The 16,360-nt window shown below is 60.6% G+C and carries 15 protein-coding genes; 13 read left to right on the forward strand and 2 right to left on the reverse strand.

Annotation, left to right across the window (positions count from 1 at the left end; genetic code table 11):
- Positions 1-226: 226 nt before the first annotated feature.
- The 3 genes from csf4 to MBR110_RS30390 all read left to right on the forward strand — a co-directional run bounded on the left by csf4 (position 227) and on the right by MBR110_RS30390 (position 4,524).
- Positions 227-2,728, forward strand: coding sequence for a type IV CRISPR-associated DEAD/DEAH-box helicase Csf4 (gene csf4 / locus MBR110_RS30380; protein ID WP_181710027.1), 2,502 nt, complete (start codon positions 227-229; stop codon positions 2,726-2,728).
- A gap of 219 nt (positions 2,729-2,947) precedes the next feature.
- A complete protein-coding gene (locus MBR110_RS30385; protein WP_181710028.1) occupies positions 2,948-3,352 on the forward strand; it encodes a hypothetical protein in 405 nt (134 codons plus the stop codon).
- A gap of 224 nt (positions 3,353-3,576) precedes the next feature.
- On the forward strand, positions 3,577-4,524 hold the full coding sequence (locus MBR110_RS30390) for a hypothetical protein (RefSeq protein ID WP_181710029.1): 948 nt from the start codon (positions 3,577-3,579) through the stop codon (positions 4,522-4,524).
- Between the two features lie 70 nt (positions 4,525-4,594).
- Here the strand turns inward: MBR110_RS30390 and MBR110_RS30395 are convergent, their stop codons facing one another.
- Entirely contained in the window at positions 4,595-4,747 is a 153-nt protein-coding gene (locus MBR110_RS30395) for a hypothetical protein (protein ID WP_181710030.1), read from the reverse strand.
- A gap of 132 nt (positions 4,748-4,879) precedes the next feature.
- Between MBR110_RS30395 and MBR110_RS30400 the strand changes: the two genes are divergently transcribed.
- From MBR110_RS30400 to MBR110_RS30445, 10 genes are all read left to right on the forward strand, one after another.
- The gene (locus MBR110_RS30400) at positions 4,880-5,278 is read left to right on the forward strand and encodes a hypothetical protein (protein ID WP_181710031.1); all 399 of its coding nucleotides are present in this window, start codon (positions 4,880-4,882) and stop codon (positions 5,276-5,278) included.
- Positions 5,279-5,529: 251 nt separating this feature from the next.
- Positions 5,530-5,796 (forward strand): hypothetical protein, encoded by a 267-nt coding sequence (locus tag MBR110_RS30405; RefSeq protein WP_181710032.1) that lies wholly within the window; start codon positions 5,530-5,532, stop codon positions 5,794-5,796.
- Positions 5,797-5,973: 177 nt separating this feature from the next.
- On the forward strand, positions 5,974-6,969 hold the full coding sequence (locus tag MBR110_RS30410) for an AAA family ATPase (RefSeq protein WP_181710033.1): 996 nt from the start codon (positions 5,974-5,976) through the stop codon (positions 6,967-6,969).
- A gap of 5 nt (positions 6,970-6,974) precedes the next feature.
- On the forward strand, positions 6,975-7,148 hold the full coding sequence (locus MBR110_RS30415) for a DUF4031 domain-containing protein (protein WP_181710034.1): 174 nt from the start codon (positions 6,975-6,977) through the stop codon (positions 7,146-7,148).
- A 155-nt stretch (positions 7,149-7,303) separates the two neighbouring features.
- On the forward strand, positions 7,304-7,501 hold the full coding sequence (locus tag MBR110_RS30420) for a hypothetical protein (RefSeq protein WP_181710035.1): 198 nt from the start codon (positions 7,304-7,306) through the stop codon (positions 7,499-7,501).
- A gap of 33 nt (positions 7,502-7,534) precedes the next feature.
- The gene (locus MBR110_RS30425; RefSeq protein WP_181710036.1) at positions 7,535-8,035 is read left to right on the forward strand and encodes a hypothetical protein; all 501 of its coding nucleotides are present in this window, start codon (positions 7,535-7,537) and stop codon (positions 8,033-8,035) included.
- 87 nt (positions 8,036-8,122) lie between these two features.
- Positions 8,123-8,524, forward strand: a complete 402-nt coding sequence (locus MBR110_RS30430; protein WP_181710037.1) for a hypothetical protein — start codon at positions 8,123-8,125, stop codon at positions 8,522-8,524.
- A 173-nt stretch (positions 8,525-8,697) separates the two neighbouring features.
- Positions 8,698-9,039: a hypothetical protein gene (locus tag MBR110_RS30435; RefSeq protein ID WP_258570046.1), complete on the forward strand. Its 342-nt coding sequence runs from the start codon at positions 8,698-8,700 to the stop codon at positions 9,037-9,039.
- A gap of 486 nt (positions 9,040-9,525) precedes the next feature.
- The gene (locus tag MBR110_RS30440; RefSeq protein ID WP_181710039.1) at positions 9,526-11,760 is read left to right on the forward strand and encodes a hypothetical protein; all 2,235 of its coding nucleotides are present in this window, start codon (positions 9,526-9,528) and stop codon (positions 11,758-11,760) included.
- 141 nt (positions 11,761-11,901) lie between these two features.
- Entirely contained in the window at positions 11,902-12,963 is a 1,062-nt protein-coding gene (locus MBR110_RS30445; RefSeq protein WP_181710040.1) for a hypothetical protein, read from the forward strand.
- 247 nt (positions 12,964-13,210) lie between these two features.
- Here the strand turns inward: MBR110_RS30445 and MBR110_RS30450 are convergent, their stop codons facing one another.
- Positions 13,211-16,360 (reverse strand): error-prone DNA polymerase, encoded by a 3,150-nt coding sequence (locus MBR110_RS30450; protein ID WP_181710041.1) that lies wholly within the window; start codon positions 16,358-16,360, stop codon positions 13,211-13,213.

Below are 16,360 nucleotides of genomic sequence, written 5' to 3' on the forward strand. Positions count from 1 at the left end.
GCCGGGCGCGTGTTCGACCCGACTCACTGTCATATCGCGCAAAAACACAAACGAGCGTAAAGCGGTGGTTGCCGCATCCGAAATCATTTCTGCACTGGCCGCTTTTCGATCACACTGCCTGCACACCGATTCACGAAAGTGGCTGTCACATCACGCGAAAACAGAAACGAGCCTAAACCAGCATGCGCCACATCAGAAATCATTTCGATCGCACGGAGAAATTTCGATGAGCCTGAACATGACGCTCGCAGTACCCGACGGATGGCTGTCCTCGGCCATTCCACAATTCGAGGCCATCCGCCACGACGATGAAAGAGTGCGGTCGGCGGTCAAGCTGCTCGTCGCTCAATCCCTCCGAGACGGGCTGTCCATTCCGAACGAAGCGATCGCAGAGACGGGCGACAGGCGCCGCATCTTCATCAGCCTTCCGGAACCCGAAGCCGGCATGCTCCGCGCTCGCGCGAGCGCGTGCGCGCTTGGGCACGCGCCGCTTGCCCGCGCACTGATCGCGGCCGCCAGCCTGCGGGACGTCACACCCGAATCCTGGGATGAGGAAGATCCGATTGTCCGTCTCACACGATTGCTGCAGGCGGTGGATCCCCAAGTCACCGTGAGGTCCGAGCAAATCAAAGTGGCCGCGATGATGCGGGATTGCCTTGATCGGGACAGTTTTGGACTCGTCGAAGCCGGAACGGGGGTCGGCAAGACGCGTGCGATGGTTTGTTCGGCAATTGAGTGGATCGTGGCGCGCGGAAAGCGAGTGGTGATCGCGGCGCCAACTATCGCGTTGATCCGACAATTCGCTGCGGAGTTTGCGCTGCAACGGCGCGTGTCGGACATGCCGCGCCTGCGCGTCGTTTTTGGGCGCCGCGAGTTCGTCAGTCAGCACGCGCTCGAGGCATTCTTGAGCGACCCGGCCGGCCGGCAGCGTGACATCGCAGACCTTGATGCGGTTCACCGCTGGGCCGCGAAAGGGGGGACGGACGAACATGCCGACGACGGAGTCGAGGCCCGATGGCTCGTCGGATCGCTCGAGCGCATTGCGCCCGGATTTCCGATCGACGAGGTCCGACTGTCCGATTTGAACAGCGTGGACGACCACGGATACCGCGCGTACCGCGCGCAGTTCGAGGTGGCAGACACGGACGAAGAGGAGCTCGTGTTGTGCACGCATGCGATGCTCGCGCAGGACATGCGCACCCGTCTGAGAGCGGCCGGTCAGGACGAATCCTTCCGTGACATCGACAACGAAATCGTCGGCGCCATTCGCTTGCTACGTCAGGATTCCAACACCGTGGCTGACGCACGCGAGGCGCTTCGGGCGCTTAACGTGCAGCGATCGGCGTTGTTCAATGCGCTGACCGAGGATCGGGGATTGCTCCCCGACTATCGCGCGCTGATCGTGGACGAAGGTCACTTGCTCGAGCAGATCTTCTCGAACTCTCTGTCGCGGTATGTCTCCCTGAAAGCTTGCGTCCGGCACGTCAGGGAGTTCAAGCACCGTGGCGGCAGGATCGCTGCACAGACGATCGAGCGGCTCGATGGCCTGGTCGACGAGATATCGTCGGTTGGTGGGACGCTCCGGCGCGACTTCGTGACTCTGTCGGGTAATGACGGCCCGGTCCGTCGACTCGCCGTTCTGCTTCAGCGCGTAGCGGAGTGCCTCGACGAAATTCCGGCGCCGCGGCGGCTCTCCGGTGTCGATCCGGCGCGTTTGCGCGCAGTAATCCAGGCACGAGCAGCTGCGGCGGTCATCCGCGGTGCGGCGGGCGCAGCGATTTCACGGTCCTATCTGAGGTTCTCACCGATGCGCGTTTTCCCACAACTCTATGTCGGCAGCGGCTCAGTCGAGTCAATCTTGCGCACGATGTGGAGTCGGCTCGATGCCGGCGCAATCGTTTCGGCAAGCCTCTACCTGAAGCGCGTGAACGACGTCTCCGCAAGCTACCAGCGCATGTTGCTCGCCCTCCCGGAACAACGATGGATCGAATATCCGCCTGTCCATGCACCCTGGAGCGTTGCACCTGTCGTTGGACTGTGGACCCCAGGCGAACTCGCTAGCAAGTTGCGGCCGCCGACCCGGGCTGACCGTCTCACGGATACCGAGTATCAGCGCGCGGAAGAGGCGTGGCTCGACAACCTCGCGCCGGTCATCCAGTCGTCCCATGAAACAGCGCGCGGCGGAACGCTAGTCCTGTTGACGAGTTATAGGGCCGCCGAGGGTATCTCGAAGCGGCTCGCAGGTGCGTCGACATTTCTGGTCGAGGCGCACGAGAATCGCCCCCTCCAAAGGCAGGTGGCGGATTTCTTGGAGCTCAGGCGGGCTGGCGTTCGGCCGCTGTGGCTTGCGGTCGGTGGTGCATGGACCGGCGTGGATGTCGGCGGGCATGATCCGTGGGCGCGCCTTTTCGAGGGCGAGTGCATCCCGGCGGCTGATGATAATGTGCTCACCGACCTGATCATCCCGCGATTGCCGTTCGGGACCAACCAGTCGATCACGCATCTGTGGCGGTCGCAAAACCGGGCTGGAGTACCTTGGGATTTGCTCGAGGCCGCTTTCCGATTCAAGCAGGGGCTAGGGAGGTTGGTGCGTAGGGGAGGCTTACCGGCGAATCGGCGTATCTTTGTTCTCGACGGGCGCTTGGAGGATGCCGACGCTGGTTCCGCGTATGCCCTGTTCAAGCAACTGATGCAAATCTATCCTGTGAAGGCATTCCCGTTGGAGTGAAAGCGAGGATGTGTTCAACGCGTACTCCCGAAATGATCTTCACAGCAAATTGCTGACGAACCGTGCCTATCGGTCGGCCTGGAACTCTGGAAATCCCGCATGCGGGAGCGATGAGGGGCTGAGACGCACGGACCGCCGCCGGAAAACCCTCATCAACGAGGCAGATCCGGTTGCAGATGAGCTTCTGCGCGATCGCACCAACAGTCAATAGGTGATGCAATGACCAACGGAATTGATCAGCAACCGGAACACACCGATCTTACCGAGAGATGGACAAACTCGCGGACGGCGATGTGGTTCCTCGTAGTCGCGACAATCGTAACGATTTTAGGGGGCGCATACCTCTCGTTTACCGATGGCCACGCATTGGATGGCGACGTGAAGGGCGTTGAGACCTTGCTCACTTGCATCGGTGCGCTTGCCGTGAGTGCTTCGTGGATTAGCGCGGGGTACCGGTGCAAGCCCATATTCCTGGTAGCGTTGCCGCTCTCGATCGGTATGTACCTTGCGCTGGTCGTTAGTCTTCCTGCATCAACCGCCCAAAATGCGGTGAGTGTGCCGGCTGTTTCGATCATCGCGTTTGCATTGTCGGCTTGGTTTCAATGGCGGCGCACGCCAAGATGACCAGGCTACCGTAATCGTGATCACGTGAGCGGTATACGGATCGTCACATCACATGGAGAGCATCGTCACTACGCATATCGGAGTCAGTTGTTTCCTCGAGATTCTGCATGGGGGATATAACCTCCGATATTCCGTCACGGGGCAGAAGAAGCGAAAGGCGAGCGTTTAGATGTGCAAAGCCCGATTATTACCATCCCGTCATCCTGGACCCGCGTGAGGTACTCATGGCAAAACGCAAATTCCGTATGAAGCAGGCCAACATGAAGGGCAAAGATTGGCGTGGTCTTTCCTTCCGCTCGTACATCGATAGGGGAGAATCAAAATATGCCCTGTCTGACCCAATCATTGCCAGCGTTTGTGGTGATGAGATCGACTACGGGAAGCTGTTCGCCTACTGCTTTCGTCGCTTTGGCTATCCCGATCGAGGCTGGGATGATTACAAAGAGCTTGTGAGTTACTACCTCACAACACCACATCCGGACATGGTGTTGAATATCACGCCGTACGTTGGCAATACGGCAGTTCTTACACTGAGTTTCCTTGTGGAATTCGAAGCAAGCCGGGCTATAGAAGCCTACGCTGAGCGTGACCGCTTGGCGTGGAAGCAGCGGTCACTGGAGTGGGCCGAGAAGCAAGGGCTTCCGGAATGGATGCCGGAATGGATAGCTATCTACAATTCCGAATACCGTGAAGCGTTTCCGGGCGTTCCTCTGGCTGATAACTGGCGCCAGGTCATCAATTTTCCATTCGCGATCGGTGAGGAGGGTACCCGCCCCTACGAGCTCAGCAGTCGCGTCACCGAATTCCGCAAAAGGCTCCACGACGATTACTGTCAAGTCGAGGCGTGGCCTGCGTATTACAACCGCCCGGTCAACGTGCAAGACTGGAACGACGACGACCCACTTAAGCATTTTGCGCAAGCGGCGATTGACGCATTGAAAGATTTGTACACCTCTGTGGGTGTGCGCGACCAGTCAATTAATGCATTCGGCGCTGTCGAGTCTGACCGCGCCGATGTCAAGGCAGCGGCAAGTGCGGGTTATCCGTCTGGGGCACTCGGAAATGCGGCCGCGGAAGAATTTGCTGAGCTCCATCAACTTGTCTTGAAGCTGGGCAAAGGCAGTGCCAAGCGCGGAATCATGAAAATTATGTCTGCCGTTGGCGCTGCATGAAAAGTATTGCTGAGCGAATACATCAGTCGTTGCATGCCGGCGGCGCGTGAACTCAGCGCGCGATAGTCCCTCAAATCTCTTTAATTTTCGAGGCCCGTGGCAGCGCCAGCACGGCGGCGTCGCGCTCGCCAGGTAGCAGATCCTCGTCGGACGCCGCGGCGGCTGCGAGCAAGAGCGCGGCACCACCTTCACCCCCGCTTAACATCTCGTCGTCGGCGTACACATCCCCCACCGGCACTTGCTCCCACGTCTGCCCGGGCACGTCATTTCGACGATTACAAATTTCATTTCTGCAACCGCCCGCTCTACGAGAGACTGTATCGACTAACCTAACAACGGAAAGCAATCGGAGGATGTGACGAGCCAAGTATCTGGCGATGCCATCGATGAAGCTGAGATCGAAGGGGACTTGCGCGCGAACTATGAGGACGAACAGCGGCATAGTGATCAAGCGTTTGCGCTCGATTACCGCATCAACTTCCGGAGGGGTTTTGACATGGCAATGACGCCGACCGTCGCTGCGGCTCGAAAGCGAAGGAAGTTCCAAGCGCGGGTGAGTACTTTCGCGATGCTGGCCGTCATCGTCGCACTGCTGGTTCTGATTTCCTGGGGCGAGTATCAATATTTTGACTTCGCGGAGCCGTGGGTTCGCATCGTCGGGATTCTCCTAGCGTGGATTGGCGCTGGTGGCGTGTTTGTCCTTGCCATTGGTTGCGCAAACAAGAGGCCGCCTCGTGCGGACGACCACAGCTAAATCCGGATACGCACATACGAGAAGCTTGATCCGTCGATTCTTGATGCCATCGGAGATTCGGTCCTGCCGTCCGGTTTGATCAATGCGGACACGGTCGTGTGCAACGAGAGCCAACGCATAGCCGAGGAGGAACGAGAAGTCGCGCGCGAAGGACGTCCCTCCACAGCGGCCTGGCGAATTGTCGACCGCCGACTTCAGGCGCTGCGCAAGGGTGGCAGGATCCGCTTCGACGGAAAAGGGTGAAGCAAAGTATGAACTCGACGAATACCCCCGAACGGACGATCGACGACTACGAGGCTGTCGCCGCGCGTAAGGCTCAATGCGCGGGCTGGAAACCTTTCGCATACGAGCGCATCGAAGACGCGATCGTCATGACGGGCGGCGTTCCGCGCCCGCTGAAAACCGGCCCACGGAAGGGAGAAATGATTTGGGACCGGAAAAGTGCCACGCGCGTGGTTGTGACCGATGCCGAAGCCGACGAGGAGGCAGCGCGTCAGGCCGGTGCCGTGCGGGCGTAGCCGTCAACACAAAGGGAGCCACACGCATTCATTGCCATTTTGGAATCGATTTTCCGCTTGCGCAAAGCGACGCCAAACTGGCAGAGATGCCCGGAATTGACATCCCACCAATTAGCAGGCCAATCGCCGCCATCTACCTGCGTCCAAGAACAAGCAAGGAAAACCAAGGATCTACACATGACTAGTGCAGCAATTGAAAGTGAACCGCTGGAGTCGGCGCCGGCGCCGCGCGAGGCCACGAAGGGTGTTCGCAGGCAGGCCGCTTCGGCCGCTCTTTCGTTGTTGCCTTCGTTCATCGATCGGCTTCGTTGGGGCAACACGAATGGCGCAGCCGAACTGATCGAGCAAATGGCATCGGCGCTGGCCGACAGTTATCCGGCGGTGGCGGGCAAGCTCCGGCGCTATCAGACGATGAAACCCGTCGAGATGAAGTTGCCCGCCGATCTCATTTCGTTCGAGGAGCCGATAGCGACTTTCGCTGATGTGGTCCTTCCCATCGACCTCGAACAGCAACTTCCAGCGATCCTCCAGGAGCACGGCCGTGCCGACGAGTTAGCTGCATTCCGGTTGTCCCCTCGCCACAAGATCCTGCTGGAAGGTCCGCCGGGGAATGGAAAAACGATGCTGGCCGAAGCCTTTGCTGGTGAGCTTGGCATTCCGTTGCTGCGTGTCAGCTACAGCGGCCTGATCGCCAGCCATCTCGGACAAACAGGATCAAATCTCGCGAAGGTGTTTCGCTATGCCGAGTGTGCACCGTGCGTATTGTTTCTCGACGAGTTCGATGGGATCAGCGCTGATCGTGCGACGAGCGACCTCGGTGAGATCAAGCGGATTACCAACCAGTTGCTTATTCTCATTGACCGGATGCCTTCCAGCTGCGTGCTGACCTGCGCCACTAACCTCGTCGAGAAAATCGATCCGGCGGTGATGCGGCGCTTCGATTTTCGACTGCACATACCTGCTCCGGATCACGCAACACGTCTGCGCTGCGCGGAGATTGAGCTTTCCAAAAGACTCACACCAGGTAAGGACGTTTCGCACCTTGCCGGTATCGTCGCGCAACAAACGTTCGAGAACCTAGCCGCGCTGGTTCAGCGTTGTCGGGAAATTCGTCGGGATCTCGTGCTGAACGATGGGCGCAACGCTGATCGTCTGGCCTCACAGAGGAACTGATTGGAATGAAGCGCGCGTGGTTCCAGGAAAGCCGCGTGGCTCCCCATTACGACCTCAGGCCGAGCATGCGCGCACTCGCGGTCTCGCTCGGGGCGATCCAGGTCGGTCGGAGAGAGGCCGTGGCCATATGGCGGGCGCGCCGCGCAGCGATTAGCGTTCCACCTCAGGTTTCTGGTTAAACGCATACGGTGAGATCCATGTGCATCGGGCAAATTTTCCCTCGTCTAGTTCCCGCGCTTCAGACAGCGACTACGTCCAGCGCGCAGGCCGCGAGGCCCCAGCCGGATCGGTGACGGCTGCTTAATCACAGTTCAAAAATCAGGAGTTCAACGCCATGTCATTCCTGCTCGGATTCTTCGTTGGCCAGTCGACTGCAACCGGGGGGCATCCCACCGCAAATCAGGCGTTGGCCGATTTCTGGAGATTTTTCCATGGGCCAATCGGCATGTTTTGCGTAGTCGCCGGCGCGGCAATGGCGATGTATCTCGGACGGGTTATTTACCGCAACGTGACGTTGAGCCGCCGCACTTGATATCCCTTCATTCGATAGAGGCCCTCATCAACCATGAAACACGTCATTGCATTTGTCGCGTTCGCACTCGCATCCGTCGTAGCCGTTGCCGGTGACTTGCCTGACGCCACGTTGACCCCGGGTGCGATCAACCCAGATGTCACGCAAGAGAACATCAGCAGCACGGTGTGTGTCAAGGGATGGACCCGCACCGTGCGGCCCCCGATGTGGTACACGAACAAACTCAAGAAGGTGCAAATCCGCGAGTACGGTTACGACGACACCAACCCGCACGACTATGAAGAGGATCACCTGATACCTCTCAGCGTCGGCGGAAATCCGACTGATCCGCGCAACCTCTGGCCGCAACCGCGCCACTCGGAATGGAACGCGGATCGTAAGGACGATCTCGAGTTCGCGCTGTACAAGGGCGTATGCAATGGCGAAATCAGTCTCGCCGAAGCGCAGCACGCGCTCGCGACGAACTGGATCGAGGCGTATCGGCGCTACGGTTCGCTGCTCCACCGCTACCACGCGCATCATTTCACTGACTAACCGACCTCAACGGCCCAGGGGGTAGAACGGGTTTTCACGGGCCAACCGAAAAATTGAGCTTCTTCAACCATGATTGGGAGCAATGCGATGACCACCACCGAACGTAACATCGACGAGATCACCGAAGCCATCCTGCAGTTTTGGCCGACCACGGAAGGTAACGCCGGAGCCACCTACTACCGCCAGGAAGCCACGTACGGAATCGGAGTGATCCTCGGCGCGCTCCACCGTGCCGGCGTCACTTATCAGCTGGCAGACATTGGGGCGCTGATGATGAGCGACAGCGCGCTCGAGGACCTCGAGCAGAAGCTCAAGAGCCGCGCGCCGGACTCTGTCGAGTTGCGCGCGTTCAGTCTCTTTCTCAACAAATACCGGAAGGTAGTCACCCGGGGTGACGACCATGTTCTCACGATCGAAATGACCGCGATGAAGAGAAGTTTCGGTCCTCTCCCCGAACGCCTCTGTACCACCGCGTCCGCGCCTCTTTGATGCGCAGCCGCGGCCACGCTCACCATGCTCGCGTTGAACGCCGGTAGCACGCGTGCTCGCGCAAATGGAGTTCAACGCGTCGCAACCTCGCCCTGAAGCTGCTCGTCTCGTAAAGTAGACGAACCACCACCTCACAATTACGGAGTCCAATCATGTCGACTACTGACCAAGGGATGTATGTGACCGACGATCGCGACTTGCCCGAGGACGAGCAGCGTGCTCTGGTGATCTTCCCTGGGGGCAATGGCGACTGGTACGTACAGGTCGCACCGAAGCACGGGCGAACGGTCGAAGGCGTCCGGATCTGCACGTCGGGCGGCGCATCGACCCAATGCCCGGGCCTTGGCCCGGCGATCGCTGACGCGTATCGGGCCATGCGTGCGGCGCAAAGCGGCGTGCGCCCGGAACATGTCGTGCCGCGCGAGGATCTCGAGCGCGAGTGTCATGCGTGGCGCAAGAAATTTTCGAATTTAAGGTTCGACGGCTTCTTCGACATCGTCGAATCCTACGAATGACAGAGAGAATTGGTGGCTAACGGCTTTGACGCGGCGGCATCCGTGACCGCAGAAAAAGCGGCTGAGTGGCCGCACAAGAATGACATCGTGAGTCTCGTTAATCCGGCGAAGCGAAAGAAGATTGGCCGCACATTGTTGGGTGTGCTCCTCCCGTCGCACGCGTTTGCTGGGGCGAAGACATCCTTCGCGCGATAGTACGTCAAATCTCCTAACTTTCTGAGGCCCACAGCAGCGCCGGCACGGCCTCGTCGCGCTCGCCGCGTAGCAGAACCCAATCGGACACCGCGGCGTCCACAGCCAGAGCGCGGCGCGTCGGTGGCGTCTGCGAGCGTTCGTCGGCACGCGTGCGGGCGCCCACCCAGCTGGGCGCTGCGCGGCGTTCCACTCCGTTTCGCGCATCTCTGAGCGCAAGGCAAATCAAATCAACCTCGCGGGAAGCCATTCCCGCTTGGGGCTGCTTCTCGCACTATTTCTTGGAGAAGCAAAATGAATCAACAACCGAAATTGCCTAGCATCTTCGAGATTGAAGCGGCCATGAACAAAGTTAGCGCGGCTGAGGGTTCGCCTGAGCCTTCGAAGCGAGTATGGTGGGCCGACGCAGCGCTCCAAAATGTCCTGATTGCTGGGGCTGCAGCTGGATACCTCCACAAGCAATCACACACTCAGGTGCATTGGACAGAATCAGGTGCGCAGGCGTTGAAGGCAGCCCGCACGGCTATGGTTGAAAGTGGGAAACTGCCGGAATCGCCGTCTCCGGTTGCTGCATTCGAGGCTAAGGTTGCATTGGCATTGGAGGCCGCGGGTGGGCTGAAAGTTGTCTTCAGTTCAATGTTGGAGGCTCAGTCCGAGCACAACGCGGTCTACCATGCCCACTCTGGGCAAACGGCAGAAATCATCGGTGCCGGTATCGATCCCGAGAAGGAGCCGAACTGGGATGAAGAGGCGCTTCCGTTCCTGAAGGTTCGCTTCGCGGATGGTGTGGAAGTCACTGCGTTCGGCGAGGAGCTTTTCAGCCATGACGCACGGTTCTTCACTCTGTATTCCGCTGTCCTCGGTGGGTACGCTGCTGCACGTGAAAGCGAAAAATTCGTCGGCCCGTACCATCTGGAAACGGAGGGAACGGAAGCGGATAAGCAGGCCTACATGAACGCCCTCGAAAAGGCGGTGACGCCGGTTATCCAGTGCTTCCAAGCCTCATGGACACCGCAAGAGTTCCGTGTGGGCAATGCGGGGAAACTGTCGCAACCGACGGTCGAAATGAAACGGTCGGACGGTACTACGTTCCCCGATCGCGTAAGGTTCAACTGGGGCTTTCACGACGGCACGTCCGAGGCTGAACGCGCAAAAGTTCGTGATATGGAAGGCCATCAGGACCGCTCCTATGCACACGGCTACGTCCGTGGCGTCCTCGCATGGAAGAACCTGGGTTACCGCCCCGAGTCGAGCGATGAGGCGTGGTCGATGTATCAGGGTCACCCACCCGTAAGCACAGAAGCCGGGGAAGTGCTGCGAACACATCGTATGCTTGTGCTGCAGGTGCCCATCAGGACCGAAAACACCGCTACTGTGGCCGACATCGCTGCCAGTGTCCAGACGTTGATCCAAATTGGCATTGCAGACGCCCATTCTACGCTGGAGGATAAGGAGGGCGATCTCGACGGCGCGCGCCTTGCCGCGGACCTCGAAATCGGAGAGGTTCGACCAATGATTATGCCGGACGCGATGCCGAAAATCTCGCAGGGAAGCTGCCCGCGCGTTCTTGTAACGGTGTCGGGCGGCGTCGCTGATTTCTTAGCTGACGCTGGCGTGGACGTGGTTGTGTTCGACCACGATAACTACTCGGAGGATCCGGAAGGATCGCCCCGCGTACCGGCCCACTTCGGCGATCTGGGGGCCGACGCTCGTATACCCCCTGCCGCAATCGAAAAGGGCGGTCGCGAATCCGAGACTGAAGGGAAACTGCCGGTGAACGAGCTGCTGTTCTCGGTCGCTGATCTGCTGGAGAAGCGCTGGGAAAAGGCTGGTTCGCCAGGCTGTGCCGTTGAGCTTGTGCTGGGCGACGTCGAAAACGTCCGTCGTGGTAACAAGCTCGATGGTGTCCGCTCGGTTCGTTCGGTCCTCGACGAAGCAACGAGCCTTCTGGAAGCGTGGATTGCTGATGGCAAGCCAGCTTCAAAGAAGGAATCCGAGACTCTCGAACAGGCTCGTGCGTACTTGTCTGCTGCTGTTGAGCAGACTGGGAAACTGCTGGAAGCAACGGTCGTGTATCAGCCGGATGCGGATCACATGCCTGATGACCTCCAGTCGTCGGACGTGTACCTATCGCTGGCTGAAGGCAAGAACTGTCATCCCGATGTTCCGTCGGACGCGTGGCTGACCCTGAAGCTCGGCGATATCGAGAGTGCAACTATCCTCGATGCTGAGGGCGCTGTTTCAGGAAAGCTACCGGGATGCGCCCCGACTAAGGTTCGCAAGACGATAATCCAGTTCACTGTGCTACACGACGACGGGCAAGATTTGTCGTCGATGTCGCTGCGCGATATCGCATACGAGTGCGACGAAGGCGGCTATATCGGCGGTGGTCTCGCCCTGGTCTCGCACGAAGCCCTGACGCGCCTGCAGGTTGACGCCGAGGCAGCCAAGCTCGGATCGGATGCTTCGTTCTTCGACAGCGATCCGGAGGAAGACAGCCAGTCGGATTCGTCTTCGTCCGGTAAGTGATCTATCGAGCTGGCCCGCCCGCCGTGTGCAAGCCCCTTTTGAGGGGTTTGCTCGGCGGGCAGTAATTGACTTTCATCTCTCGCGGGGAGCACGCTCCCCGTTACGGGGACGCTTCTCGCATTTAATTTATGGAGAAGCAACATGAGCATTGAATCAGGAAAATTGCCGGAAGCCGCGGAATTGGCCGTTGAAAAACTGCAGGTCGGCGACAAGGTCGATCTGAGCTCGTGTCCGTTCCTCAAGGAACGCGCCTCAGCCGACTTCGAGTACGCCGTTGTCGAATCAGTAGAGCGCGAAACGCCCGAGTGCGTGGCAGTAAGCTACCAAGACCATGGTGTTGTGGGATATCCGATCGGATGCAAGCTGAAGGTTTCGTCAGAAACCTTGGCTGACCGGAAACTACCGCAAGTGGGGCCTTTGCTCGATTACTTCATCGCTGATAATGCCGCGGTCCCTCACGTTGGGATCTGCCTCGATGACGAGGATCGCGCGACGCTTGTTTCGTGGAACCTCCCGGCAGGCGACGAAGAGCGGTCCAACCTCGAACAGCTGGTGATCGGTGTTGTCAACGCAGCAAACGATTCGGGCGAGACGACCGTTTCTGGACTGCTCACCGCCGGCGCAACGCACTGCGGCACGCGCCGCGTCGATGGCCGGATGACTCACGATCAGCAATCTGTCTACGACTGTCTCGTGGCCGCGGCGGTCGAACGCAGGAAACTGCAGGAGAAAACCAAGCCGTCATACCTTGACTACGTCAAGGGTGTGCCGCTTCAGCAGGCTCTGTGGTGGTTCATCGAGAACGGTCACGACGAGCTCGAAGGCCGTACCGACATCTTCTTCGCTTTGCGCGAGCGGGTCCGATCAGAAGGATTACCCGAGCACGCGGTTGTCGTTCCGATTACCGTTCCGGCGCTGGACCCGAAGTTCGCTTCGGAACCGACATACACGGCATGCATGCGTGTTGCGCGTATGGAGGAAGCTGTCAAGGCATGGAATGTCGCCGACCAAAGCGACAAGGTTTGCGCTCAACCGGACGAGCACGCGGTCGTATGCATCCTGGCAGACCTGCGTCACTACTGTGACGCGCATGAGATGGATTTTGCGCAGATGGACCGTCATGCGTACGCCGACTATTCGGAGCAGAAAGCGAACGATCGTCACCACGAGAATGTTCGCCAAGTCTCGTCTCCCAGTATGTGATCAACCAAGCTGGCCCGCCCGCCGTGTGCAAGCCCCTTTCGAGGGGCTGCTGCGGTGGGCTTTTCCTTTGGTGCGCCCGGTTGGCGAAATTTCGCAATTTCGCAAGTGCGAGAGCTTCTTGGAAGGCCGCGATCTTTTTCCACTCATGGTTAGGAAATCGATATCGAACGGCATACGGAGCAATCTTGGAAGCCAAGTTGCCGTTTTCAACTAGCGCGATCCCTGCATGCGGCGACGGCATAAAAATTCAGCAGAACTCCCTCGACGTTGTCGGCAGTGCCCCGAGCAGCTCGGTCTTGTCGACGAGCTTACTCGCGATCAGATGCCTTACTTTCCCTTCGGCCTGCCACACGCCGTACACGGCGAGCAGCGCAGCGCCGAGGGCCTCCTTCCGAAACTTCTCCAGCAGACCGGGCCAGAGGATCACGTTCACCTGGCCCGTCTCGTCCTCGAGCGTCATGAACAGCACGCCGTTCGCCGTGCCCGGCCGCTGCCGTACCGTGACCAATCCACACGCGCGCGCGAGCTGGCCGCTGCGCAACGTCGCCAGCTGCTCGGCCGATTGCAGGCGATCGAGCACCAGGCGATCGCGCAGCAGCGCCAGGGGATGCCGGCCGAGCGTGAAGCCCATCGCGCGATAGTCCGTCACGATCTCGTGGCCCTCCGATGCTTGAGGCAACGCCGGCACCGCGTCATCGCGCTCGGTGCCGCGCAGCAGATCCCGATCGGGCACTGCGGCGGCCGCCAACCAAAGCGCCGCGCGTCGATTGCCGCCGGCCAGTGAGCGAAGGGCGTTCGCGCGCGCGAGCACCTGCAGGTCGTGCCGATCGAGCCGCGCGCGGCGCGCCAGGTCCGCGACGTCGATGAACGGCCGCGCAGCGCGTGCGAGCTCGATGCGGCCGGCCACATCTTCGCGCATGCCGCGCAACAGCGAGAAGCCGAGGCGCACGGGCGCCGACGTCGTCGGCCCTTCGAGCGCTGAATCCCATGTGCTGACGTTGACATCGACGGGCAGCACCTCAACGCCGCGGCGTCGTGCGTCCTGCAGCAGCTGCGACGGTGTATAGAAGCCCATCGGCTGGCTGTTGAGCAGCGCGGCCAGAAATACGGCCGGTTCGTGTCGACGCAGCCAGGCACTCGAGTAGACGAGCAGCGCGAAGCTGGCCGCGTGGCTCTCCGGGAAGCCGTATTCGCCGAAGCCCTTGATCTGCGCGAAGATCGACTCGGCAAACTCGCGATCGTAGCCGCGCGCCAACATGCCGCTCACGAGACGTTCGTGGTACGGCTCCAGTCCACCCTTGCGCTTCCATGCCGCCATTGCTCGGCGCAGCTGGTCGGCCTCGCCGGCGGAGAAGCCGGCCGCCAGCATCGCAACCTGCATCACCTGCTCCTGGAAGATCGGCACGCCGAGCGTGCGCGCCAGTGCCTTCTCCATGCCTTCCGACGGAAACGTAACGGGCTCCAGCCCTTGGCGCCGGCGCAGGAACGGATGCACCATCCCGCCTTGCACCGGGCCCGGCCGCACGATCGCGACTTCGATTACCAGGTCATAAAAGCACTGCGGCCGCAGGCGCGGCAGCATCGACATCTGCGCGCGCGATTCCACCTGAAACACGCCCATGCTATCTCCGTCGCAGAGCATGTCGTAGGTTGTCTTGTCCTCGGCCGGTATGTCCTGGAGCTCGAAAGTCTCGCCGCGCTTTTCCGAGATCATGTCGAGCGCGCGGCGCACCATCGATAGCATGCCGAGCGCGAGTACGTCGATCTTCAGGATGCCGAGCGCCTCGATGTCGTCCTTGTCCCACTGGATGATCGAGCGATCCTCCATCGCTGCGTTCTCGACCGGTACGAGCCGCGTGAGCTTGCCGCGGCTGATCACGAAGCCGCCTGAGTGCTGCGACAGGTGCCGTGGGTAGCCGAGCAGCTGAGCGGCAAAGGCGGCCCACTGCTGGTTCAGCGGCGCTTCGGGATCGAGGCCGGCCTCTGCAAACCGCTGCAGCAGATCCGCGCGCGAATCGAACCAGTGATGCTGCTTCGCGACGCGATCGACGATCGCCGGATCCACGCCGAGCGCCTTGCCGGCTTCCCGCAACGCGCTGCGCGGCCGGTACGTCGTGACGGCGGCCGTCAGCGCCGCGCGATCGCGGCCGTACTTGCGGTAGATGTACTGCATCACCTCTTCGCGACGCTGATGCTCGAAATCGACGTCGATATCCGGCGGCTCGTTGCGCTCCTTGGAAATGAACCGTTCGAACAGCATCGATTGTCGTGACGGGTCGACCTCGGTCACGCCGAGGCAATAGCAGACTGCTGAGTTCGCAGCTGAGCCCCGTCCCTGGCACAAGATGCCTTGCTCGCGCGCGAACTGCACGATGTCGTAGACGGTCAGGAAATACGCCTCGTACTTCAGATCGGCGATCAGCTGCAGTTCGTGCTCGATCTGCGCTTGAACGTCGACCGGGATGCCGGCGGGGAAGCGGCGCCGCGCGCCGATGTAGGTCTGTTCGCGCAGGTACGTCGCCGGGTCGGTGCCGGCCGGCACCAGTTCGTCTGGATACTCGTACTTCAGGTCATCGAGCGAGAACGTACAGCGCCGCGCGACACGCACGGTTTCCTCGAGCGCGCCGGCGGGATAAAGGTTGGCAAGCCGCAGACGCGATCGCAGATGACGCTCCGCGTTCGGCGCGAGCTCGTACCCGCACTCCGACACCGGCCGGCCGACCCGGATCCCCGTCAACACGTCCTGCAGCGGCTTGCGCGATCGCACGTGCATGAGCGGCCAGCTGGTGGCCACCATAGGCACGCCGTGGCGCGCGGCGACGCGCTCGACCGCGCCGCGGTGGATGTCGTCCATCGCGCGAGCGTGCAGCGTCAGTGCGACCCACGCCCGATCGCCGAACACGCGCGCGAACCATGCGACCTGCGGGTCGAGGCGTTGCTCGTTGGCCGGAAAGTCGGGCGACAGGATCGCGATGCAGTCGGGCAGGCCGCGCAGGTGGCTGTACGGCGCTTCCGGGTGTTCGAGATCGAGCGGTGCCAGCCGGTACGTTCCTTTCTTGCCGCGCATGCGGCCGAGCGAAATGAACTCGCAGAGATTGCCGTAACCGTCGCGATTCATCGCGAGCGCGGTGAAGGCGAGCGCCGGCGCGCCGTCGGCGGCCGTCAGCCGGAAGTGCGAGCCGATGATCAGCGGCATGTTCGCCGCCTTCGCTTCGACGTGCGCGCGCACAACGCCGGCGAGCGAGCACTCGTCGGTGATTGCGATCGCGCTGTACCCGAGCTGCGCCGCGCGCGCCACGTATTCCTCTGCGCGCGACGCACCGTGCAGGAAGGAGAAGTCGCTGGCTACTTGGAGTTCAGCGTAGGCGGGCAGGGCGCCGAAATTGCCGGCGTTCAT

This window comes from Burkholderia sp. MBR-1, assembly GCF_013822785.1.
Taxonomy (GTDB): domain Bacteria; phylum Pseudomonadota; class Gammaproteobacteria; order Burkholderiales; family Burkholderiaceae; genus Burkholderia; species Burkholderia vietnamiensis.

Excerpts from the sequence above, each read along its gene's own strand:
- csf4 (WP_181710027.1), top strand. The coding sequence starts at position 227 with ATGAGCCTGAACATGACGCTCGCAGTACCCGACGGATGGCTGTCCTCG.
- MBR110_RS30385 (WP_181710028.1), top strand. The coding sequence starts at position 2,948 with ATGACCAACGGAATTGATCAGCAACCGGAACACACCGATCTTACCGAG.
- MBR110_RS30390 (WP_181710029.1), top strand. The coding sequence starts at position 3,577 with ATGGCAAAACGCAAATTCCGTATGAAGCAGGCCAACATGAAGGGCAAA.
- MBR110_RS30405 (WP_181710032.1), top strand. The coding sequence starts at position 5,530 with ATGAACTCGACGAATACCCCCGAACGGACGATCGACGACTACGAGGCT.
- MBR110_RS30410 (WP_181710033.1), top strand. The coding sequence starts at position 5,974 with ATGACTAGTGCAGCAATTGAAAGTGAACCGCTGGAGTCGGCGCCGGCG.
- MBR110_RS30415 (WP_181710034.1), top strand. The coding sequence starts at position 6,975 with ATGAAGCGCGCGTGGTTCCAGGAAAGCCGCGTGGCTCCCCATTACGAC.
- MBR110_RS30420 (WP_181710035.1), top strand. The coding sequence starts at position 7,304 with ATGTCATTCCTGCTCGGATTCTTCGTTGGCCAGTCGACTGCAACCGGG.
- MBR110_RS30425 (WP_181710036.1), top strand. The coding sequence starts at position 7,535 with ATGAAACACGTCATTGCATTTGTCGCGTTCGCACTCGCATCCGTCGTA.
- MBR110_RS30430 (WP_181710037.1), top strand. The coding sequence starts at position 8,123 with ATGACCACCACCGAACGTAACATCGACGAGATCACCGAAGCCATCCTG.
- MBR110_RS30435 (WP_258570046.1), top strand. The coding sequence starts at position 8,698 with ATGTATGTGACCGACGATCGCGACTTGCCCGAGGACGAGCAGCGTGCT.
- MBR110_RS30440 (WP_181710039.1), top strand. The coding sequence starts at position 9,526 with ATGAATCAACAACCGAAATTGCCTAGCATCTTCGAGATTGAAGCGGCC.
- MBR110_RS30445 (WP_181710040.1), top strand. The coding sequence starts at position 11,902 with ATGAGCATTGAATCAGGAAAATTGCCGGAAGCCGCGGAATTGGCCGTT.
- MBR110_RS30450 (WP_181710041.1), bottom strand. The coding sequence starts at position 16,360 with ATGAACGCCGGCAATTTCGGCGCCCTGCCCGCCTACGCTGAACTCCAA.